Below are 19,337 nucleotides of genomic sequence, written 5' to 3' on the forward strand. Positions count from 1 at the left end.
GTCATGCGTGACGCAAGCACGCGTATCCGTTCAGGCCCTGGGTGAAGACGGCGGCCGATCCCACTCAATACCGGTCCCGCTGACCTTTGCTGACACGATCCGACCGCCGCCATGGCCCGCCATAAATGGCGTGGCGGGCCATGGCTCCCGAGTACCCCGAGAACCAAGAAGATTCATAAGACAATGCGATGGTCTCCCGCGCCCGGGTAGAGCTGCGAGAGCTTGAAGTTGAATGTCGCCAAGCCTGCCATCAGAACCTCGGATATCCGCGGCTCTGCCTCGAGTCGTTTTCCGACCAAAGACCAGAAAATCCGCATGGATCGAAGTCGATGCGGACATTCGTCCACGATCTTCGCTGCGTTCGAAGGTCAAGCTTGTGGTCGGAGAATATTGGCTGTATTTTCGGCCTCAGAAGAAGAAATGTCCGAGATCCCGGAAATTTCTTCGTTCGGATAGGCAGATGATACCGCCGAGAAAAAAGTCTCGGATTTCCGCCCTGTTTTTCTTTTTCAGGCCCTCAGAAAATCCGCTTGAAATACAATGACCTGCCGCGCGTCACGCGACAGGTCAGTTTGTTCAGGCCTCCCACCGGACGGAATGCGTCAGTTCGATCCGCGCCCTTTCTTCTTGTGCGAGCCTCGCCTGAAAGGCGGCTCTACATGAAACCCAGTTCCAGCCGCGCCTCGTCGGACATCATGTCCATGCCCCATTGCGGCTGGAAGGTCATCTCGACATCGACCTGTTTCACGCCGGGCAGGGGTTCGATCGCGTCGGCGACCCAGCCCGGCATCTCTCCGGCCACCGGGCAACCCGGCGCGGTCAGCGTCATGACCACCCGAACCTCGTTTGCCGCATTGATGTCGATCGTGTAGATCAGCCCCAGATCATAGATGTTGACGGGAATTTCCGGGTCGTAGACCGTCTTGCAGGCCTCCACGATCGGCTCGTAGAGCGCGTGGTCGGTGCTTGAAGGGGCGATCAGCGGATCGCCTTCCATCATCGGCTGGGTCATGGCGGTTTCCTTGCAATTCCGACCGATTATATAGGACATCGCCCGGCGCGGGTCCAGAGGGCCGGCGTTGCATCCGCGACTGGCGGGCGGTAAGGACGCGCGTTTCCACCCGGAAGGCCCCGAAGATGAGTGACCGTTTCTCCTTTTCGCTGCATGCCTCGGACGGCGCGGCGCGCAGCGGCACCATCCACACCCCGCGCGGCGAAATCCGCACGCCCGCCTTCATGCCCGTCGGCACGGCCGCGACCGTCAAGGCGATGATGCCCGAATCCGTGCGCAAGACCGGGGCCGACATCCTGCTGGGCAACACCTATCACCTGATGCTGCGCCCGGGGGCCGAAAGGATCGCCGGCCTGGGCGGGCTGCACCGCTTCATGAACTGGCCGCGCCCGATCCTGACCGATTCCGGTGGCTTCCAGGTCATGAGTCTGTCCAGCCTGCGCAAGCTGACCGAAGAGGGGGTGACCTTTGCCAGCCATATCGACGGCAGCCGCCATCACCTGACCCCCGAACGCAGCATGGAAATCCAGCGCCTTCTGGGCAGCGACATCGTCATGGCCTTTGACGAATGCCCGGCGCTTCCGGCGGCGGAACGCGACGTCGCTGTCTCGATGCGGTTGTCGATGCGATGGGCGCGGCGGTCGCGCGACGCATTCGGCGACCGGCCCGGACATGCGCTTTTCGGCATCATGCAGGGTGGCGTGACCCGCGATCTGCGCGAGGAAAGCGCCCAGGCCCTGACCGGGATCGGCTTTGACGGCTATGCCATCGGCGGGCTTGCCGTGGGCGAAGGCCAGCAGGCGATGTTCGGCGTGCTGGATTATGCGCCGGGTTTTCTGCCGGCGGACAAGCCACGCTATCTGATGGGCGTCGGCAAACCCGATGATATCGTCGGCGCCGTAAGCCGCGGCATCGACATGATGGATTGCGTGCTGCCGTCACGCTCGGGCCGGACCGGGCAGGCCTGGACGCGGCGCGGTCAGGTCAATATCAAGAATGCCCGCCATCAGGATGACCCGCGCCCGTTGGATCAGGATTGCATCTGTCCGGCCTGCCGCAATTATTCACGCGCCTACCTGCACCATGTCTTCCGCGCCGGCGAGATGATCAGCGGGATGCTGCTGACATGGCACAACCTGCATTACTACCAGGACTTGATGGCCGGGTTGCGCGCGGCGATCACGCAGTCCCGGCTGTCGGATTTCGTCGCGGATTTCCACGCCCGACGCGCCGAAGGCGACATTCCGCCACGTTGATTCCGCGCGCCTGCCGGTTGCAGTCTCGTGGCATGACGGTTGCCGTGGGCGTAAACTGTCCTTTTCAAATCACGGCCTGGGGCGTATTCATTCCGGCGGCGGACGAACCGCCCATCCGAAGGACCTCATGAGCAGCACGATCACAACCATCACCCGGACCGAGGATCTCGCCCGTTTCTGCGAGACCGCAAAAACCGCGCCCTACGTCACCGTCGATACCGAATTCCTGCGCGAACGGACATATTGGTCCAGATTGTGCCTGATCCAGCTTGCGATTCCGCCAGCCTCCACCGATGCCGAGACGGGCGGCGAGGCCGTGCTGGTCGATCCGCTGGCCGAGGGATTGTCGCTGGACCCGCTTTACGAGCTGTTTCGTCACGAGGCGACGGTCAAGGTGTTCCACGCCGCCCGCCAGGATCTGGAAATCTTCTTTCACGACGCCGCGCTGTTTCCGGTGCCGCTGTTCGACACGCAGGTTGCCGCGATGGTCTGCGGCTTCGGCGAACAGGTCGGCTACGAGACGCTGGTGCGCAAGATCGCGCGGGCGAATCTGGACAAGTCCTCGCGCTTTACCGACTGGTCGCGCCGACCGTTGTCGGATGCGCAGAAATCCTATGCACTGGCCGATGTGACACATTTGCGGGTGATCTACGAATTCCTTTTGGCCGAGCTGAAGAAGAACGGTCGCGAAAGCTGGCTGGCCGAGGAAATCGGCGTCCTGGAAGACCCGGAGACCTATATCAACCGTCCCGAAGAAGCCTGGCTGAAGATCCGCACGCGCACCAATTCGCCGCGTTTCCTGGCGATCCTGCGCGAGCTGGCGCGGTTTCGCGAAAACTATGCGCAGGACCGCGACGTGCCCCGCTCGCGCGTGTTCAAGGATGACGCGATGATCGAACTGGCTTCGACCCGGCCGGCAACCGAAGCCGATCTGGGCAAGTCGCGGCTGCTTCTGCGCGAAGCGCGGCGGGGCGACATCGCGGCCGGGATCCTCGCCGCGGTCAAGGCCGGGCAAGAATCCGGCGATCTGCCGAAACCCAAGGGCGTCGAGCCGGGGCGTCCGGGCAATCCGGCGCTGTCGGATCTGTTGCGCGTCCTGCTGAAGGCCAAGGCCGATGCGGCGGGGGTGGCCCCCAGGCTGATTGCCTCGGCGGCGGATCTGGACGCCATCGCCACCGGCGAACGCGATCTGCCCGCCCTGCATGGCTGGCGGGCCGAGGTCTTTGGCCGCGACGCCCTGCGGCTGGCCACGGGCGAGATCGCGCTGTCGGCCGGGGGCGGGGTGGTCCGCGTGGTGCCCGCGCGCTGATGGCCGCGCCCGTTACCCTGACCCGTCCCTGGCCCGAGGATGCCGATACCATCGTCGCGGCCCTTTCGGACTGGCAGGTGACGCAATGGCTCAGCGTCGTGCCCTGGCCCTATGCGATGACCGACGCGCAGGCTTTCATCGCCGAGGCGGGCCCCGACGAACACGCCGTGCGGCAGGGCGACAGGCTTGTGGGCATGATCCGTGCCGGGCAGAGCTTCGGGATCTGGATCGCGCCGGGCGCGCAGGGGCAGGGGATCGGGCTTCGCGCCGCGGTGCTGGCGCTGTCGCGCCGGTTCAATGAAGGGGCCGAGATGGTCGAATCCTACCATCTCGCGGGCAATCGTCGCTCGGCCGGGCTGCTTGCGCGGCTGGGATTTCGGCCCGTCGGTCAGGAAATGCGCTGGTCGCGGCCTCATGGCCGGGAAATGGCAGCCGTGAAGCTGCGGCTGGCTCGCGACGATTTCGCCGCCCGTCATGGCATTGCGCTGGCCACGGCGCGGCTGCTGATCGATGCCCCGCGTCCCGCCGATCTTCCCGCCTTGCACCAGATCGTGACGACACCGCAGATCGCACGGATGCTGCTGCTGTTTCACCCCGGCATGAGTGTCGAGGACATCGCCCCGATCTTCGGCGACCAGTCGCTGACATTGCCGATGCGGCTGGTCGCCCGCAGCGGCGGCAGGGTGGTCGGATCGGTCGGAATCGGCGCGGGCGAAAAGCCCCGGATCTATTATTTCCTCGCCCCCGATCAGGTCGGTCAGGGACTGGGACAGGAAATGGTCGGCGCCTTTCTCGACGAGATCCGCGCCCGTTTCGACCCGGCGGAACTGCTGGCCGATGTCTTTCTCGATAACCAGCCCTCGCGCCTGTTGCTGAAGAATCTGGGCTTTCAGCGCGGCGAGGACGGGCCGCTGGCCTCGTTGGGCCGCGACTCGGTGGATGAGGGCACCGTCTACAACTGGCGCCGCCGCCCCGCGAGCTGAGGCGCATGCGACGGTGCGCGGCGCGGGCCTGGTGCACCGGCTCGCAAATGCGTGATCGGATGCCTGTTGCGGCGCCTTTGGCGAGGGCAGGGAAATCGACGTCGTGTTTCTCGTATCTGGTCCCGATGGCCCTGGAATGCTTGAGTTTCGAGAAGAGGCGATCAATCCGGCCGGTGTCGCGGACGAGGGGCGGCGGCACGGATCGGCGCGGGCTGGGTCTCATGACGGCCCTCGCGCCGATATTTGCGAGGCGGTCGCGCAGCCGGTTTCTGCCATAGGCGGCATCCGCCAGCAGTGTCCGGCCGGGCCCGACGGGGACATGCTGTTGCTTTTTTCACAGACCTGCATCAACAACCCTGAAACCGCGCTAGTCGTTTACGACCGCGATCCTAGCTGTTTGATCCCACGGTTTGATGGTGCGATCTGAGCTATCCCCGGAAAATCGGACAGTGACGGAAGCTACGATCTGACGTCTGCCGGTCTCCAAGCACGAGAAGATCAGCACATGTCGAAACGCAGGAACCACGATGCAGCGTTCAAGGCGCGTGTGGCGCTGGAGGCCGTGAAGGGGAGCGCACGGTGTCGGAACTGGCCGCCGAATTCAGCGTGCATCCGACGATGATCCATCAATGGAAGCGTTTGCTGCTTGAGGGGGCCGCAGGCATCTTCGAACGTGCCGGCAAGGCTGTGGCGGCGGCCGAGGTCAGCGAAGAAACGGTCCGCGACCTGCACGCCAAGATCGGAGAGCTGGCCGTCGCCAACGATTTTTTGTCCAAAAAGCTCAAGCCCCGGATCGGCAAGTGAGGCGCGGGATGATCGAGCGCTCACATCCCAGGCTGTCAGTCGGCGCGCAATGCCGCCTGCTGTCGATCTCGCGGTCGTCGTTCTACTACGCGCCGCAGGGTGAGGCGGCCACGAACCTCGATCTCATGCTGCTGATCGACAAGCAGTTTCTAGAAACCCCGTTCTACGGCGTCCGCCAGATGACATGGCATCTGCAGAACGAAGGCAATGCCGTGAACCAGAAACGCATCCGCCGTTTGATGCGGCTCATGCGCCTGATGCCGATCTACCAGAAGCCCGACACCAGCAAGCCCGCGAAGGGCCACAGGACCTACCCTATCTGCTCGGCGGGTTGCGGGTGGAGCGGCCCAACCAGGTCTGGTGCGCCGACATCACATACATCCCGATGCGCCGCGGCTTCCTCTAGTTGGTGGCTGTTATGGACTGGCAGGTCACACCCGGAAAGTGCTGGCTTGGCGCATCTCCAACACGCTGGAAGCCGGCTTCTGCGTCGAAGCGCTGAACGAGGCGACCCACCGCTTCGGCGCGCCCGAGATCATGAACACCGATCAAGGGTCGCAGTTCACGTCCTTCGCCTGGACCGACCGGCTGAAACGGGTCGGCACCCGGTTCTCGATGGACGGCAAGGGGGCGCCGCCTCGACAACATCTTCATAGAGCGCCTCTGGCGGTCCCTGAAGTATGAATGCGTCTATCTGCACGCCTGGGAAACCGGATCGCAGGCCAGGGCAGGCATCGGCACTGGATCACCTTCTACAATCACCATCGCCCACACACCTGCCCATGGCGGACAACCGCCCGCCGTGGTCTACTTCAACCACATCGAAACCGACCAGCAGGTGCAGGCCGTAGCTTCAGTCGGTTGGAAATCTGTCCAAAGATCGGGGAGTAGCTCAACACCATCCCTCACCGATAACGGCATTCAGTTCGCAGAGCAGCCTCGGAACAGGAATACCATCTACTCCCGTCCGATGCGCTTTGACATGATCTGCGGTGCAAACGGGGTCAGGTCGAGCGGATGAACCGCACGATCAAGGAGGGTGAAGCGGAACAGGAAAAGATCCGGGGGATCGTTTCCCCGCCGAACGTCAAACGCTTCCATGACGACAGCCACGACCAGTTCCGAGCACATCTGACGGACTTCATGGCGGCTTACAGCTTCGCGCGCAGGCTCAAGACCCTGGGCGGTCTCACGCCATACGAATACATCTGCAAGATCCGGACATCAGAGCCTGACAGATTCATCCTGAACCCGATCCACCAGATGCCGGGACTGAACACCTAAGGCAGGCGCGCAATCCGTTCCGTGATCAGCGCGAACAGCGCGTCGCGGTCCAGATGCCGGATGAACAGCGCGTTGGCGGGCCGGTCGCTGACCCGCCACCAATCCGCCACCGTCATGCCGGTGGTGAATTCGCCCTGCGTCTCGATCTCGACATTGATTTCGCGTCCCTCGAACAGATCCGGCCGCAGAAGCCACGCGATGGTGCAGGGATCGTGCAGCGGTGCGCCCTCGCTGCCGTATTTGTCGCGGTCGAAACGCTCGAAGAAATCGGTCCAGCTTGCCACGGCGGGACCACAGCGGCCCGGCATCCCGCGCATGGTCTCGATCCAGCCGCGCGAGGTCAATGCCTCATGCGTGGCGTCCAGGGGCAGGATGACCAGCGGCGCGCCCGCCGCAAAGACCGCGCGCGCGGCCTCGGGATCGACATAGATGTTGAATTCGGCGGCCGGGGTGATGTTGCCCACCTCGAAATAGGCGCCGCCCATGATCACGATCCGCCTGATTCGTGCGGCGATATCGGGCGCGCGCTCCAGCGCGCGGGCGATATTGGTCAGCGGCCCGATGGGAACCAGCGTGACACTGCCCGCGGGTTCCCGGCGCAGCGTCTCGACGATGAAATCGACGGCGTGACGGTCCCGGGCGGCCGTCGCTGGCACCGGCAGTTCGATGCCGTCCAGCCCGGTCTTGCCATGGACATGTTCCGCGGTGACCAGCCTGCGCCTCAACGGCGCCTCGCATCCGGCAAAGACCGGAAGGTCGGCGCGACCGGCAAGTTCCAGGATTTTCAGGGCGTTCAGCGTGGTCAGCGGCAGCGGGACATTGCCCGCGACGGTGGTGATGCCCAGCACCTCCAGTTCCGGCGAGGCCAGGGCCAGAAGGATCGCCACGGCATCATCCTGCCCCGGATCGGTGTCGATGATGATCTTCTCGGCCATGTTCGCTCGCACTCATCCGCGTCTTTTCTGATGCGGAGTTGCGGATCGTGCAACCCGAAAGAATTGCCGGCCGCGGCTTGCCTTGCGTCCCGCCAGCGCGGATTGCGGCCATGGAACGGTCCGTGGCCGCAACCTTCGGGCTGATCAGCCGTCGAAGTTCACCTCTTCGATCAGGTCCAGCGCCTTCGGCCGCAGATCGGAGATTTCGCTCAGCGAAAGGCTGTCGGGGGTGAACTGGCCCCAGCTCTTGACCAGGTCGGACCGCTCCACATCATCCGAGACGGGAAATTCGTAGTTGGTTTCGGCATAGATCTTCTGCGCCTCGTCGCTGACCAGAAACTCGACCAGTTTCAGCGCAGCTTCCTTGTTCGGCGCGGCCTTGGTCATCGCGACCCCCGAGACATTCACATGGGTGCCGCCATTCTCGAAGGTCGGGAACACGATGCGCACGGAATCGGCCCATTGCTTCTGTTCGGGATCCTTCAGCATCTGGCCCATGTAGTAGGTGTTGCCCAGACTGATGTCGCATTCGCCCGCCCAGATCGACTTGACCTGGCCGCGATCGTTGCCCTCGGGCCTCTTGGCCAGGTTGGCCTTGACCCCTTCCAGCCATTGCCGGGTCGCCTCTTCGCCGTGATGAGCCAGATAGGCGGCGGTCAGCGCGACATTGTAGTCGTCCGCGAAGGGGCGGGTGCAGATCCGGCCCTTCCATTTCGGATCGGCCAGATCCTCGTAGGTCGTGACCTCGCCATCGGCGACGCGATCCTTGCTGGCATAGATGATTCGCGCGCGGGTTGTCAGGCCGAACCATTGGCGATCCTTGTCGCGCAGGTTCTCGGGGATGATGTCCAGCGCCGGGTCCTCGATCGGCTGGGTGACGCCGGCCGCCTCGACCTCGCCCAGACGGGCCGCGTCCACGGTCATGATCAGATCGGCGGGGCTGCGATCGCCCTCGGCCTGAAGGCGCTCGACCATGCCCTTGTCCACGAAGGCAGTGTTGACGGTGATGCCGGTGGCCTCGGTGAAAGCATCGGTCAGCGGTTTCAGCAGTTCCGGCTGGCGGTGCGAATAGAGGTTCACCTCCTGGGCCAGGGCGGGCAGGGCGGTCGCGCCCAGAAGGGATGCCATGACAAGCAGTCGCATTGTTGATTCCTTTCATCGGGTATTGCTGTTCCCGCTTCTGGCAATCTGCGGTCGGCGGGTCAATACCCGACTTAATTAATCGGAAAGCCGGACGGCCGGATTACGGATTTTCAATCTGCGCCGGATGAAGCCGCAATCGCAGCAGTCGATGCGTGTCCTGTGCGACGACAGAGATCGTCGTATCATCATTCAACTGGGACAATGACCATGGAACGTTCTTCACATCACCTGGCCAGCAAGGTCGCGCAGGTCACTGCGATGTTCTGGCTGCTGAAGATCATCGCCACGACGCTGGGCGAAACCTTCGGGGACTTCATTTCGCAGACGCTGAACTTGGGTTATGTCGTCGGGTTGTCGATCACCGGGCTGCTGCTGGTCCTGGTCCTGACCGCGCAGATTCGCGGCGACCGGTTTCATCCGGCGCTGTTCTGGGCCGGAATTGCGGCGACAACGACCGCCGGAACCGAGATTTCGGACCTGATGGATCGGACACTTGGGCTGGGATACACGCTTGGCGCCATGATTCTGGCCATCGGCCTCGTGGTGACGCTGTCGATCTGGTATGTACGCAAACAGGATCTGTCGATCTATCCGATCGTGGACAAGGAAAAGGAACTGCTGTTCTGGATCGCGGTGATCTTTTCGAACAGCCTTGGCACGGCCTTCGGGGATTTCCTGGTCGATGTGGTAGGTCTCAGCTATTCGCAGGGCGCTCTGGTCACCATGGGGGTTATCGGGATGGTCCTGGTGCTGCACTACATGCGGGCCGCAAGCGAGGTGCTGCTTTTCTGGATCGCGTTCATCTTCACCCGGCCCTTCGGCGCGACTTTCGGCGATTTCCTGACCAAGCCGCTGGCCAAGGGCGGCCTGGAACTGGGCACCTACAACGCGGCCGCGGTGTCATTGCTGCTGATGGCGTCGCTGATCTATGTCTCGATGCGTCGGCAGCGTGGGGCAGCCAGGATCAAGGGCAACTAGATCCCGGCCCCGTTCAAGCCAGGATTCGCGCCGCCCCCGCAGGCATCAAGCCGGCGGGGGTTTCGCATGGCCGGCTTGCCAGTGCGCCTTGCGCAGGGTAACCGGCGCGCATGGCCCGCGCACCAATTCTGCAACTGACCGACATCTCGCTGACCCATGGCGGCGACCCTGTTCTTGACGGCATCAGCCTGACCCTTCAGCCCGGCGACCGAACGGCGCTTGTGGGCCGCAACGGGTCGGGCAAATCGACGCTGATGAAGGTGATGGCCGGGCAGGTCGAACCGGACCGCGGCGAGGTCGTGCTGGGCGCCGGAAGCCATGTCGGATACATGGAGCAGGATCCGGATCTGTCGAAGTTCTCCACGCTGGGCGAATTCGCCCGTGCCGAGTTGGACGAGGGGCAGGGCTATCTGGTCGAGATGGCGGCCGAAGGGCTGAAATTCGACCCGGACCGGTCCGTCGCCACCGCTTCCGGCGGGGAATGCCGCCGCGCGGCGCTGGCGCGGCTTCTGGCGCAGGCGCCCGATCTGATGCTGCTGGACGAACCGACCAACCACCTTGACATCGAGGCGATCGGCTGGCTGGAGGATCAATTGTCCCAGACCCGCGCCGCCTATGTGCTGATCAGCCACGACCGCGCTTTCCTGCGGCGCCTGACGCGGGCGACCTTGTGGATCGACCGGGGCGAGATGCGCCGTCAGGAACGCGGCTTCGCGCATTTCGAGGATTGGCGCGAAAGCGTCTGGTCGGCCGAGGACGACGCGCGCCACAAGCTGGACCGCAAGATCAGGGCGGAAGCCCGCTGGGCGGTGGAAGGCATCAGCGCCCGGCGCAAGCGCAATCAGGGCCGCGTCCGCGCCCTGGCGGCGCTGCGGGCCGAACGCGCCGCCCGGATCCGTCGGCAGGGCACGGCGGCCATGGCGCTGGAACCGGGCGCGCAATCGGGCAAAAAGGTGATCGAGGCCCGGGGCATTGCCAAGGCATATGACGATCGCGTCATCCTTAAGCCGTTCGATCTGCTGGTCAATCGCGGCGATCGCATTGCCTTTGTCGGGCCCAACGGCGTGGGAAAGACCACGCTGATCAAGATGCTGACCAAAGAGATCGCGCCCGATCAGGGTGCCGTGACCCTGGGCACCAATCTGGATCTGGCGGTCTTCGACCAGGCCCGCGCGGCGCTGAATCCCGATCAAAGCCTGTGGGAATCGCTGACCTCGGATCCCGAACTGGGCGCCTCGGGCGGTGCCGATCAGGTGATGGTGCGCGGCCAGCCTCGCCACGTGGTGGGCTATCTCAAGGATTTCCTGTTCGACGAGGCGCAGGCCCGCGCGCCGGTGCGCAGCCTGTCGGGCGGCGAGAAGGCGCGGCTTTTGCTGGCGCGGCTGATGGCGCGGCCCTCGAACCTGCTGGTCCTTGACGAGCCGACCAACGATCTGGATGTCGAGACGCTGGATTTGCTGCAGGACCTGCTGGGAGACTACGACGGAACCGTTCTGCTGGTCAGCCACGACCGCGATTTCATCGATCGTGTGGCGGACACGACCGTCGCGATGGAAGGCGACGGCCGTGCCACCGTCTATGCCGGCGGATGGACCGATTATCGCGCCCAGCGAGCGGAAATGGCGGTGACGCAGCCTGCCGCAGGGAAGGCCCAAGCAAAGCCGCAGCCCGCACCCAGGACCGGTGGCCCGGTCAGGTCCGGGCTCAGCTTTACCGAAAAGCACCGACTTGACGAGTTGCCCGGGATCATCGCGCGGCTCGAGGCCGAGATCGCCCGATTGTCCGAGTTTCTCGCCCAGCCCGACCTTTACCAGACGGCGCCCGCCAAGGCGCAGAAGGCGACAATGGCGCTGACCGAACGGCAGGTGGCCCTGAATGCGGCCGAGGAGGAATGGCTGGAGCTCGAGGAACGGGCGGCGGGCTGAGCCTTTACGCGCGCTGCAAATCGGGCGCCGCCGACACCCGCCCGCGACGCCCGGCCGCCGTGCTTTGATGACAGCGCGGGGCAGCGCCTCTTGTGTCCTAGGCGCCCTGTTCGGCGTGACGTTTCAGCCAGCGATGCGCGAAACCGATCTTTTCGCGGATCGTCGGCGTCAGCACGAAGGGATAGAGGTCGCTGTTGTCCAGCGCCCGGTTGATGTCGTTAACCGCGATGGCGATTCTGGCGGCGATATCCAGCATCTGCTGGGTCTGATCGTCGTCATAGGGCGCATAGCCGGCGGGGATGCCCGGCATCGACAAACCGGCATTGATGAAGCTGTCGCTGAAATCGACCATGTGCTGAAGATGCGCCGCCGTTTCGGCCCAGTCCTCGTGCGGATGGGCGGTGGCATAGCCGGTGATGTAGTCTTCGCCGGGTTCCCGGGGGGCGGCATAGTGGTCTTGCAGGGCGGCGGCATAATCGGCACGCTCGTCGCCGAACAGCGCGCGGAACTCGTCCAGGAAACCTTCGGCAACGGTCAGCCTGTCGAACAGGAAATGCGCGATCTCGTGGCGGAAATGACCGACCATCGAACGATATTGCTCGCCCATCTGATGCTGGCGCTGAACCCGGATCCGTTCGTCGGCCTCGGTGATGTTGATCGTGATCTCGCCATTGTCATGTCCCATCATGATCTGCTGGGCGCGCCCGATTCCGGTGTCTTCCGACAGCATCCGGAATGCGGGCCGGCTGCCCTGATCGGCATCGGTGAACCAGTCCCAGTTGGACAGGTTCGCCAGAACCCATCGCTTCGCGCGCTCGGCCCGGGCAAGCAATGCCTGATTGTCGCCCACGTTCAGCGCCGGAAGGATTTCGGACATCGCGCAAGAGCGGCACAGCATGTTGTCGGGCATCGCCGCCCAGTTGCAGTTGATCGCCTCGCGGTTGGCGCAGGGCGTGGCTGCGTTCCACATGTCGCGCGCTTCGGGTTCGTAATAGAGCGGCTGTCCGCAAGAACAGAACAGGTTGTCGAAATAGACGCGGTTGTGACATGCGGGGCAGGTGAAGGTCTGCATCTGGGCTTCCTCGGGATGGCAGCAGGGAATGCGCCGGGGCGGGCCGCGGTTCCGAGTGGGCGAGCGAATTTTCAGGCGGGCGCGGCGGGTCGGGCAGTTGACTTGGCCACGCGAATCCGCCATATGCACGCGACCGGCCGGGCGGACGCCCTTGGCCGGTGTGTTGTTTTCAAGGACATCCCGATGGGCGGGATGCGCTGTCCGAGGCGGGGAAATCCCGGAAACGCCGGCATGAGGCCGGGGCCACAGGGCGCGGATGACGAAGGAAAGATGCGATGTTCGCAGTTCTGAAGACGGGCGGCAAGCAATACAAGGTGCAGGCGGGCGACGTCCTGCGCGTGGAAAAGCTGAATGCCTCTGCTGGCGAGACGGTCCAGTTCAACGATATTCTCATGGTCGGATCGGCTCTGGGCGCGCCGCTGGTCGAAGGCGCCTGCGTGCAGGCTGAGGTGATCGACCAGATCAAGGCCGACAAGGTGCTGACCTATGTCAAGCGCCGCCGCAAGCACAGCTCGCAGCGGACGCGCGGCCACCGCCAGCAACTGACGCTGGTGCGCGTGACCGATGTGCTGGACAAGGGCGCCGACAAGACCGGCGTGAAGACCGCCGTGGGCGCCCGCAGCAAGGACGAGGCGCCGGCCGGGAAACCTGAGGCCAAGGCCAAGAAACCGGCCAAAGACGCCGCTGAAGCGTAAGGAGACAGACCATGGCACACAAGAAAGCAGGCGGTTCCTCGCGCAACGGTCGCGATTCCGCGGGCCGCCGTCTCGGCGTCAAGCTGTATGGCGGTCAGGAAGCGACCGCCGGCAATATCCTCGTGCGTCAGCGCGGCACCAAATGGTGGCCGGGCGACAATGTCGGCATGGGCAAGGATCATACCCTGTTCGCGCTGACCGATGGCCAGGTGACCTTCCGGAAGGGTCTGAAGGGCCGCACGTTCATTTCGGTGATTCCAGCCAGCCTCGAGGCCGCCGAGTAACCCAAGCTTAACATTTCGATGTTAGAGGGGGATCGGCGAAAGCCGGTCCCCCGACCTGTTTTCATGCTCTGTCTTTCCGGGAGGGGGAAATGGTGATGTCTGCTCCGATGCGGGAAGGTAACAGGTTGGAAGACCTGAAGCCGGCCGGCGTCGTAATGAACCAGCCCGTCATCGAGACCGAACGTTTCGTGCTGCGGCCCCTGCGTCCGTCCGATGCCGGCATGATCGCGCATTACACATCCGATCGCCGGGTGGCGCAGGGCACGCGGGCCATCCCCCATCCGCTGCCCCCCGGCGCGGCCGAGGATTTCGTGGCCCGCGCCCTGTCGCCGTCGCGGACCGAGGATGTCTGGGCGATCGACGGCTCGGTGCACCGGCTTGCGGAATTGCTGGGCGTCGTCTCGCTGACCCGGATGGAGGGCGACCAGTCCGAGCTTGGCTTCTGGATCGGTGCCGGCTTCTGGAACACGGGCTTTGCCACCGAGGCGGTCGAGGCGCTGGTGGCGGCCAACCCGCACAAGGCGCGGACCCTGTTCGCCGAGGCGTTTCAGGACAATCCGGGCTCGGCGCGGGTGCTGACCAATTGCGGGTTCGTCTATCTGGGCGATGCGGAAAGCTGGTCGGTCGCGCGCGGTGCGCGGGTTGCCACCTGGACCTACCTGCGCAGGATGGGCTGAAACGGGCGGGGCTTTTTCCGGCCCCGCAGTCAGACCCCGCGCTATCGGCCGCTTGGCCCGTTGCAATCCTGCGCGCAATCCCTAACTGCCCGGGATGAGCAATCTTCCCTATTCCCTTCTCGATCTGGCTCCGGTTCCCGAGGGTTCCGAGGCGTCCGAGGCCATCGCCAACAGTCTTGATCTTGCCCGCCATGCCGAAACCTGGGGCTATCACCGCTATTGGCTGGCCGAACATCACAACATGCCGGGCATCGCCAGTTCCGCGACCGCGGTGCTGATCGGACTGGTAGCCCAGGCCACCCGTCGGATGCGTGTCGGGGCTGGCGGCATCATGCTGCCGAACCATGCGCCACTGACCGTGGCCGAGGCATTCGGAACGCTGGCCACCGTCTTCACGAACCGAATCGATCTGGGGCTGGGCCGCGCGCCGGGTGGCGACGGCGCCGTGATCCGGGCACTGCGCCGCGATCCGATGGCCGACAGTTTTCCGCAGGATGTGATGGAACTGCTGGATTATCTGGGTCCGCGGCGCGATGGCGCGGCCGTGCGCGCGCTGCCGGGCGAGGGGACCGAGGTTCCGGTCTGGATCCTCGGCAGCAGCCTGTTCGGGGCGCAACTGGCCGCGCATCTGGGCCTGCCCTATGCCTTTGCCAGCCATTTCGCGCCCGGCGACATGGAACAGGCGCTGGCGGTCTATCGCGACCGTTTCCGGCCCTCTCCCTGGGGAAAACAGCCGAAGGCCATGATCGCAATCAATGTCTTTGCGGCCGACGATGCCGACGAGGCGAACTACCTGCGCACCACGATGCAACTGGCCTTCGCCCGGCTGCGCACCGGCCAGCCGGGCAAGCTGCCGCGCCCGACACGTGATCTGGACGCGGCGATCGGATCGCAGATGCGGGGGATGGTGGATCAGGCGCTGAGGATCAGCGCCGTGGGCGACGCGGACCAGGTGCGCGACCAGCTGGGCGCGCTGATCGCGGCGCACAAGCCCGACGAGGTGATCCTGACCGGCCAGATCCACGATCATGCGGCGCGGCTGCGCAGTTTCGAGATCGCGTCCGAGGTGATGCAGTCCCTGTGATGCGCGCGGAGGGCCTGTAAGCCGGATTCTGTTCCCCGGTTTCCCGGATCGATGACCATTCCTCTGGCCCGGCCGTTGCCGGACGGGTCAAGCTGCCTACCCGGACCTGCTGGGGCAAGGCGGCCCTGCGAGTCGCAACCCGCGCGCGGTCCCTATTCGGCATTGCTCCCGGTGGGGCTTGCCATGCGGGTGCTGTTGCCAGCCCCCCGGTGGGCTCTTACCCCACCGTTTCACCCTTGCCGCTGCGAACAGCGGCGGTCTGTTCTCTGTGGCGCTGTCCCTGGGGTTTCCCCCGCCGGGCGTTACCCGGCACCGTCGCCTCATGGAGTCCGGACTTTCCTCGACGATCGAAACCGCCGCGGCCATCCGGCCCTCCGCGCCGGGCCGATATGGCCGGGAAGGGGCCGCGCGTCAATGGGTGCATCGTCGGGATTGATCGGGACCACGGCGTCCCGCATCCGGCAGACGCTGTCATTGCGGGGCGTGGCGCCGCCCGCATCCGCGGTCGGTCAGCGAAGCATGAAACCGCATCGTGCCGCAATCGCGATCCGCCACAGTCTTTTCGCGATTCATCCAACGCCTGGGCGCGCTGTCGTCAGGGCGGCGGCGATCATTCGGTCCTCGGCGCTTTCCGGGCCTTTTGCCCAGGGACGAAATCGCAGTCGGAACGCTGCCAATCGTGTTTCGGGCTCGGCCGGCGGATAGCCAAGCGCATCGAGACTGCCTGCCAGGGGCGCATCCGCGCCCGGGCCGTCGGGCCACAGGGCCAGCCCTTCGCGCGCCAGCCGTTGCCAGTCGAAACGCGGGCCGGGGTCGATCTTGCGGCCGGGGGCCATGTCCGAATGGCCGATCACGGCGGCTGGACCAAGACTCCAGCGCGCCATGATCCGGCCCAGAAGCAGAACCAGCGAATCCATCTGCGCGGCGGGAAAGGGGCGGTCGCCGGGATTGGCGATCTCGATCCCGATGCTGCGCGAATTGATGTCGTCGCGCCCGCACCACGCGCCCGCGCCGGCATGCCAGGCGCGGCGATCCTCGGCAACCAGCGCCTCGATGCGGCCGGCCTCGTCGATCAGCCAGTGGGCGCTGACGTCAGAAGCGGGATCGCAAAGCCGGTCGCGGGCCAGCGTCGCGTTCGCCATGCCTGTATAATGCAGCACGATCAGTTCGGGCCGATGGCCGCGCCGGTCGCCATGATTGGCACTGGAACAGCGCGCCAAATCCGCCAACACGGTCAGCGGTTACCGGGGCGCGGGGGCCGTGCGCACGATTTGCAGGCCGCCGCCGGCCTTCATCGTAGGGGGCACCGGCACCGGATTGCGGCCCGCGATCTGGGCGGGTGTCGGCGCTTGGAAAGGCCGCGCAACGGGGATCGTGGTTGCGCCCGCGCCATTCGAGACCAGGGCGACCTCGCGCGTCGCGCGATATTTGCCATAGGCGTTCGCGCCGAACTGATAGTTCGGGTTTGCCCCCTGATTGACGCCACAGCCGGCCAGTGCCAGCACCGAAATCACCCACCAGCCGCGCATGACGCCTCCATCCGCATCCTCACCTGCCGCAAGCCTACCACCAGCGTTCCGGCTTGGCCACAAATCCTGCCGCCCGTTCCAGGACCAGCGCCTGATTCAGCAGATCACCCTCTTCGAAGGGTCGGCCGATCAGTTGCAGCCCCAGCGGCAGCCCCTTCCTGTCCAGCCCGAGAGGAACCGAAATCCCCGGCAGCCCGGCCAGGTTCAAAGTGACCGTGAAGACGTCGTTGAGATACATCGCGACCGGATCGGCATCGGCCATCTCGCCCAGGGCAAAGGCTGCACTGGGCGTCGTCGGGGCGAGAATCGCGTCGATCCCGTCGGCATGAACATTGTCGAAATCGCGCCTGATCAGCGCGCGGACCTTGCGGGCGCGGTTGTAGTAGGCGTCATAGAACCCCGCCGACAGGACATAGGTGCCGATCATGATGCGGCGCTGGACCTCGGGGCCGAAGCCCTCGGCGCGGGTCTTTTCATACATCTCGACGATGCCGCCGCCCTGGCCCGGCGCCGCGCGGCGGCCATAGCGCACCCCGTCATAGCGGGCCAGGTTCGACGATGCCTCGGCGGGGGCGATGACATAATAGGCGGGCAGGGCGTATTTCGTGTGCGGCAGGCTGATATCGACGATCTCGGCCCCCGCATCGCGCAGCATGTCCGCGCCCCTGTCCCACAGCGAAGCGATGTCCTCGGGTATTCCGTCCATGCGATATTCGCGGGGAATGCCGATCCTCTTGCCGCGGATGTCGCCCGTCAGCAGGCTTTCGTAATCGGGAACCGGCAGGTCGGCGCTGGTCGAATCCTTGTCATCGACCGAGGCCATCGCGCCCAGCATGATCGCGGCGTCGCGCACGCTGCGGGTGATCGGCCCGGCCTGGTCGAGGCTGGAAGCATAGGCGATCACGCCCCAGCGGCTGACCCGGCCATAGGTCGGACGCAATCCCACGGTGCCGGTGAAGGCCGCAGGCTGGCGGATCGAGCCGCCGGTATCGGTCGCCGTGCTGCCCAGGCACAGTCCCGCCGCAACCGCCGCCGCCGAACCGCCCGAGGAGCCGCCCGCCGTGCGTTTCGCGCCATCGGCTGCCCGCCACGGATTGACGGTCGCACCATAGACGCTGTGTTCGGTGGACGAACCCATCCCGAACTCGTCCATGTTCAACTTGCCCAGCATCACCGCGCCCGCATCCCACAGGTTCTGGGTCACGGTCGATTCGTATTCGGGGCGGAACCCCTCCAGGATCCGGCTGGCCGATTGCGAAGGCACGCCCCGCACGCAGAACAGATCCTTCACGCCGACGGGGATCCCGGTCATCGCCGTGGCCTCGCCCGCCCTGATGCGCCGGTCGGCAGCTTCGGCCATGTCGCGCGCCATGTCGGAGGTCCGGTGGACGAAGGCGTTCAGCGCGCCCGCGCCCTCGATCACGGTCAGGCAGGCATCGGTCAACTCGACCGAGCTGGTCTCGCCCCGGGCCAGCGCGTCGCGGGCCTCGGCAATGGTCAATGTTGTCAGATCGCTCATTCCACCACCTTCGGAACCGCGAAAAAGCCCTCGCGTGCGTCGGGGGCATTGGAAAGAATCCTGTCGGCCATGCCGCCGGTGGTCACCACGTCCTCGCGCCGCTTCAGGCGCATCGGCGTTACGCCGGTCATCGGCTCGACCCCCTCGACATCGACTTCGCTCAGCTGTTCCATGAAGCGCAGGATTCCGTTCAGATCCCGCGCCAAAGCGGGCAGTGCCGCGTCATCGACCGCGATTCGCGCCAGATGGGCGACCTTGCGGGCCTCGTCCTCGGTGATCGACATTTGGGTTTCCTTTCGTTCCCGCGCGGTCTAGCGCGACCCATCCTTGCCTGCAAGAACCGGGCATCGCGCGGCACGGGCGACGAAGGCAGACCGGCGACGGAAGGGTGCGGATCCGGCGCGGCCCCGAACCGTGCAGGCCGTCCGGGAACATGCGGCCGGCGGGTCGGCGCGCGGCGGGAAAATTTGCCGTCGCGGCGGCGATTTTCCTCTTGCGCGCCCCCGGCGCTTTGCCTAAACACCGCCCCACGCCGTCGGCAAGGCCGGCAAAGGCGCAAAGGTGGCCCGTTCGTCTATCGGTTAGGACGCCAGGTTTTCAACCTGGAAAGAGGGGTTCGACTCCCCTACGGGCTGCCACTTCAGAACGTTAGGACCCTGTTTTGTCCCACCGTCTGCAACGGGGTTCAAAAGTGGGACACTTTTGTTCTAGGGTCAGGACTCATAGCCAGAACATGACGACGGCTGCGAGGGCGCAGGCTGAGAGGAACAGATCGGCGCATCTGTCGTAGCGGGTGGCAATCCTGCGCCAGTCCTTGAGGCGGGCGAAGGCGTTCTCGATCCGGTGAC

At 65.0% G+C, this 19,337-nt stretch carries 17 protein-coding genes, 1 tRNA gene, 1 other RNA gene and 4 pseudogenes; 13 read left to right on the forward strand and 10 right to left on the reverse strand.

The window, feature by feature from the left end; genetic code table 11:
• Window positions 1-655: 655 nt before the first annotated feature.
• Window positions 656-1,012: an SUF system Fe-S cluster assembly protein gene (locus AC13CR_RS00485; protein WP_292951029.1), complete on the reverse strand. Its 357-nt coding sequence runs from the start codon at window positions 1,010-1,012 to the stop codon at window positions 656-658.
• Between the two features lie 125 nt (window positions 1,013-1,137).
• On the opposite strand from AC13CR_RS00485, the gene tgt reads away from it, so the two are divergent.
• The 6 genes and pseudogenes from tgt to AC13CR_RS00515 form a co-directional block, all read left to right on the forward strand.
• Window positions 1,138-2,268, forward strand: coding sequence for a tRNA guanosine(34) transglycosylase Tgt (gene tgt, locus AC13CR_RS00490; RefSeq protein WP_292951027.1), 1,131 nt, complete (start codon window positions 1,138-1,140; stop codon window positions 2,266-2,268).
• Window positions 2,269-2,407: 139 nt separating this feature from the next.
• On the forward strand, window positions 2,408-3,577 hold the full coding sequence (gene rnd, locus AC13CR_RS00495) for a ribonuclease D (protein ID WP_446233831.1): 1,170 nt from the start codon (window positions 2,408-2,410) through the stop codon (window positions 3,575-3,577).
• Window positions 3,577-4,560 carry a GNAT family N-acetyltransferase gene (locus AC13CR_RS00500; RefSeq protein ID WP_292951025.1) on the forward strand — a complete coding sequence of 328 codons (984 nt, stop codon included), beginning with the start codon at window positions 3,577-3,579 and terminating at the stop codon, window positions 4,558-4,560. The genes rnd and AC13CR_RS00500 overlap by 1 nt, the downstream gene beginning before the upstream one ends.
• A gap of 136 nt (window positions 4,561-4,696) precedes the next feature.
• Window positions 4,697-4,987 carry a hypothetical protein gene (locus AC13CR_RS00505; protein ID WP_292951023.1) on the forward strand — a complete coding sequence of 97 codons (291 nt, stop codon included), beginning with the start codon at window positions 4,697-4,699 and terminating at the stop codon, window positions 4,985-4,987.
• Between the two features lie 78 nt (window positions 4,988-5,065).
• Window positions 5,066-6,175 (forward strand): annotated as a pseudogene (locus AC13CR_RS00510) (IS3 family transposase); the annotation flags it as partial.
• A 93-nt stretch (window positions 6,176-6,268) separates the two neighbouring features.
• A pseudogene (locus tag AC13CR_RS00515) lies at window positions 6,269-6,648 on the forward strand (hypothetical protein); the annotation flags it as partial.
• On the opposite strand, the gene AC13CR_RS00520 reads toward AC13CR_RS00515, so the two are convergent.
• Both AC13CR_RS00520 and AC13CR_RS00525 read right to left on the reverse strand, forming a co-directional pair.
• Window positions 6,645-7,583 carry a nucleoside hydrolase gene (locus AC13CR_RS00520; RefSeq protein ID WP_292958417.1) on the reverse strand — a complete coding sequence of 313 codons (939 nt, stop codon included), beginning with the start codon at window positions 7,581-7,583 and terminating at the stop codon, window positions 6,645-6,647. The pseudogene AC13CR_RS00515 and the gene AC13CR_RS00520 sit on opposite strands and share 4 nt — an antisense overlap.
• 144 nt (window positions 7,584-7,727) lie before the next feature.
• On the reverse strand, window positions 7,728-8,726 hold the full coding sequence (locus AC13CR_RS00525) for a Fe(3+) ABC transporter substrate-binding protein (protein WP_292958415.1): 999 nt from the start codon (window positions 8,724-8,726) through the stop codon (window positions 7,728-7,730).
• Window positions 8,727-8,933: 207 nt separating this feature from the next.
• Here AC13CR_RS00525 and AC13CR_RS00530 point away from each other — a divergent pair, with 207 nt between their 5' ends.
• Both AC13CR_RS00530 and AC13CR_RS00535 read left to right on the forward strand, forming a co-directional pair.
• Entirely contained in the window at window positions 8,934-9,704 is a 771-nt protein-coding gene (locus tag AC13CR_RS00530; RefSeq protein WP_292958413.1) for a COG4705 family protein, read from the forward strand.
• 110 nt (window positions 9,705-9,814) lie between these two features.
• A complete protein-coding gene (locus AC13CR_RS00535) occupies window positions 9,815-11,629 on the forward strand; it encodes an ABC-F family ATP-binding cassette domain-containing protein (protein WP_292958411.1) in 1,815 nt (604 codons plus the stop codon).
• 97 nt (window positions 11,630-11,726) lie between these two features.
• Here the strand turns inward: AC13CR_RS00535 and AC13CR_RS00540 are convergent, their stop codons facing one another.
• Complete coding sequence (locus AC13CR_RS00540) at window positions 11,727-12,701, reverse strand: zinc-binding metallopeptidase family protein (RefSeq protein WP_482900380.1); 975 nt, start codon at window positions 12,699-12,701, stop codon at window positions 11,727-11,729.
• A 275-nt stretch (window positions 12,702-12,976) separates the two neighbouring features.
• On the opposite strand from AC13CR_RS00540, the pseudogene rplU reads away from it, so the two are divergent.
• The 4 genes and pseudogenes from rplU to AC13CR_RS00560 form a co-directional block, all read left to right on the forward strand.
• Window positions 12,977-13,387, forward strand: a pseudogene (rplU, locus tag AC13CR_RS00545) (50S ribosomal protein L21); the annotation flags it as partial.
• Between the two features lie 20 nt (window positions 13,388-13,407).
• Complete coding sequence (rpmA, locus tag AC13CR_RS00550; protein ID WP_292958405.1) at window positions 13,408-13,680, forward strand: 50S ribosomal protein L27; 273 nt, start codon at window positions 13,408-13,410, stop codon at window positions 13,678-13,680.
• Between the two features lie 155 nt (window positions 13,681-13,835).
• Window positions 13,836-14,357 carry a GNAT family N-acetyltransferase gene (locus AC13CR_RS00555; RefSeq protein ID WP_292958403.1) on the forward strand — a complete coding sequence of 174 codons (522 nt, stop codon included), beginning with the start codon at window positions 13,836-13,838 and terminating at the stop codon, window positions 14,355-14,357.
• A gap of 94 nt (window positions 14,358-14,451) precedes the next feature.
• Entirely contained in the window at window positions 14,452-15,441 is a 990-nt protein-coding gene (locus AC13CR_RS00560) for an LLM class flavin-dependent oxidoreductase (RefSeq protein WP_292958401.1), read from the forward strand.
• A gap of 1 nt (window position 15,442) precedes the next feature.
• Here the strand turns inward: AC13CR_RS00560 and rnpB are convergent.
• The 5 genes from rnpB to gatC all read right to left on the reverse strand — a co-directional run bounded on the left by rnpB (window position 15,443) and on the right by gatC (window position 18,773).
• Window positions 15,443-15,819, reverse strand: an RNA gene (gene rnpB / locus AC13CR_RS00565) — RNase P RNA component class A.
• Between the two features lie 191 nt (window positions 15,820-16,010).
• Window positions 16,011-16,670, reverse strand: coding sequence for an N-acetylmuramoyl-L-alanine amidase (locus AC13CR_RS00570; protein WP_482919977.1), 660 nt, complete (start codon window positions 16,668-16,670; stop codon window positions 16,011-16,013).
• 12 nt (window positions 16,671-16,682) lie between these two features.
• The gene (locus tag AC13CR_RS00575; RefSeq protein WP_446232363.1) at window positions 16,683-16,970 is read right to left on the reverse strand and encodes a hypothetical protein; all 288 of its coding nucleotides are present in this window, start codon (window positions 16,968-16,970) and stop codon (window positions 16,683-16,685) included.
• Window positions 16,971-17,004: 34 nt separating this feature from the next.
• Window positions 17,005-18,489, reverse strand: coding sequence for an Asp-tRNA(Asn)/Glu-tRNA(Gln) amidotransferase subunit GatA (gene gatA, locus AC13CR_RS00580; protein ID WP_446232364.1), 1,485 nt, complete (start codon window positions 18,487-18,489; stop codon window positions 17,005-17,007).
• Window positions 18,486-18,773, reverse strand: a complete 288-nt coding sequence (gatC, locus tag AC13CR_RS00585) for an Asp-tRNA(Asn)/Glu-tRNA(Gln) amidotransferase subunit GatC (protein ID WP_292958395.1) — start codon at window positions 18,771-18,773, stop codon at window positions 18,486-18,488. The genes gatA and gatC overlap by 4 nt, the downstream gene beginning before the upstream one ends.
• Window positions 18,774-19,052: 279 nt before the next feature.
• Here gatC and AC13CR_RS00590 point away from each other — a divergent pair.
• Window positions 19,053-19,127 (forward strand) — tRNA-Glu (locus tag AC13CR_RS00590).
• A gap of 82 nt (window positions 19,128-19,209) precedes the next feature.
• Here AC13CR_RS00590 and AC13CR_RS00595 read toward each other — a convergent pair.
• Window positions 19,210-19,337 (reverse strand): annotated as a pseudogene (locus AC13CR_RS00595) (IS5/IS1182 family transposase); the annotation flags it as partial.

Source organism: Paracoccus sp. L-17 (assembly GCF_056857655.1).

Coding starts and splice junctions, on each gene's coding strand:
- AC13CR_RS00485 (WP_292951029.1), bottom strand. CDS start 1,012: ATGACCCAGCCGATGATGGAAGGCGATCCGCTGATCGCCCCTTCAAGC.
- tgt (WP_292951027.1), top strand. CDS start 1,138: ATGAGTGACCGTTTCTCCTTTTCGCTGCATGCCTCGGACGGCGCGGCG.
- AC13CR_RS00500 (WP_292951025.1), top strand. CDS start 3,577: ATGGCCGCGCCCGTTACCCTGACCCGTCCCTGGCCCGAGGATGCCGAT.
- AC13CR_RS00505 (WP_292951023.1), top strand. CDS start 4,697: ATGCTTGAGTTTCGAGAAGAGGCGATCAATCCGGCCGGTGTCGCGGAC.
- AC13CR_RS00520 (WP_292958417.1), bottom strand. CDS start 7,583: ATGGCCGAGAAGATCATCATCGACACCGATCCGGGGCAGGATGATGCC.
- AC13CR_RS00525 (WP_292958415.1), bottom strand. CDS start 8,726: ATGCGACTGCTTGTCATGGCATCCCTTCTGGGCGCGACCGCCCTGCCC.
- AC13CR_RS00530 (WP_292958413.1), top strand. CDS start 8,934: ATGGAACGTTCTTCACATCACCTGGCCAGCAAGGTCGCGCAGGTCACT.
- AC13CR_RS00535 (WP_292958411.1), top strand. CDS start 9,815: ATGGCCCGCGCACCAATTCTGCAACTGACCGACATCTCGCTGACCCAT.
- AC13CR_RS00540 (WP_482900380.1), bottom strand. CDS start 12,701: ATGCAGACCTTCACCTGCCCCGCATGTCACAACCGCGTCTATTTCGAC.
- rpmA (WP_292958405.1), top strand. CDS start 13,408: ATGGCACACAAGAAAGCAGGCGGTTCCTCGCGCAACGGTCGCGATTCC.
- AC13CR_RS00555 (WP_292958403.1), top strand. CDS start 13,836: ATGAACCAGCCCGTCATCGAGACCGAACGTTTCGTGCTGCGGCCCCTG.
- AC13CR_RS00560 (WP_292958401.1), top strand. CDS start 14,452: ATGAGCAATCTTCCCTATTCCCTTCTCGATCTGGCTCCGGTTCCCGAG.
- AC13CR_RS00575 (WP_446232363.1), bottom strand. CDS start 16,970: ATGCGCGGCTGGTGGGTGATTTCGGTGCTGGCACTGGCCGGCTGTGGC.
- gatA (WP_446232364.1), bottom strand. CDS start 18,489: ATGAGCGATCTGACAACATTGACCATTGCCGAGGCCCGCGACGCGCTG.
- gatC (WP_292958395.1), bottom strand. CDS start 18,773: ATGTCGATCACCGAGGACGAGGCCCGCAAGGTCGCCCATCTGGCGCGA.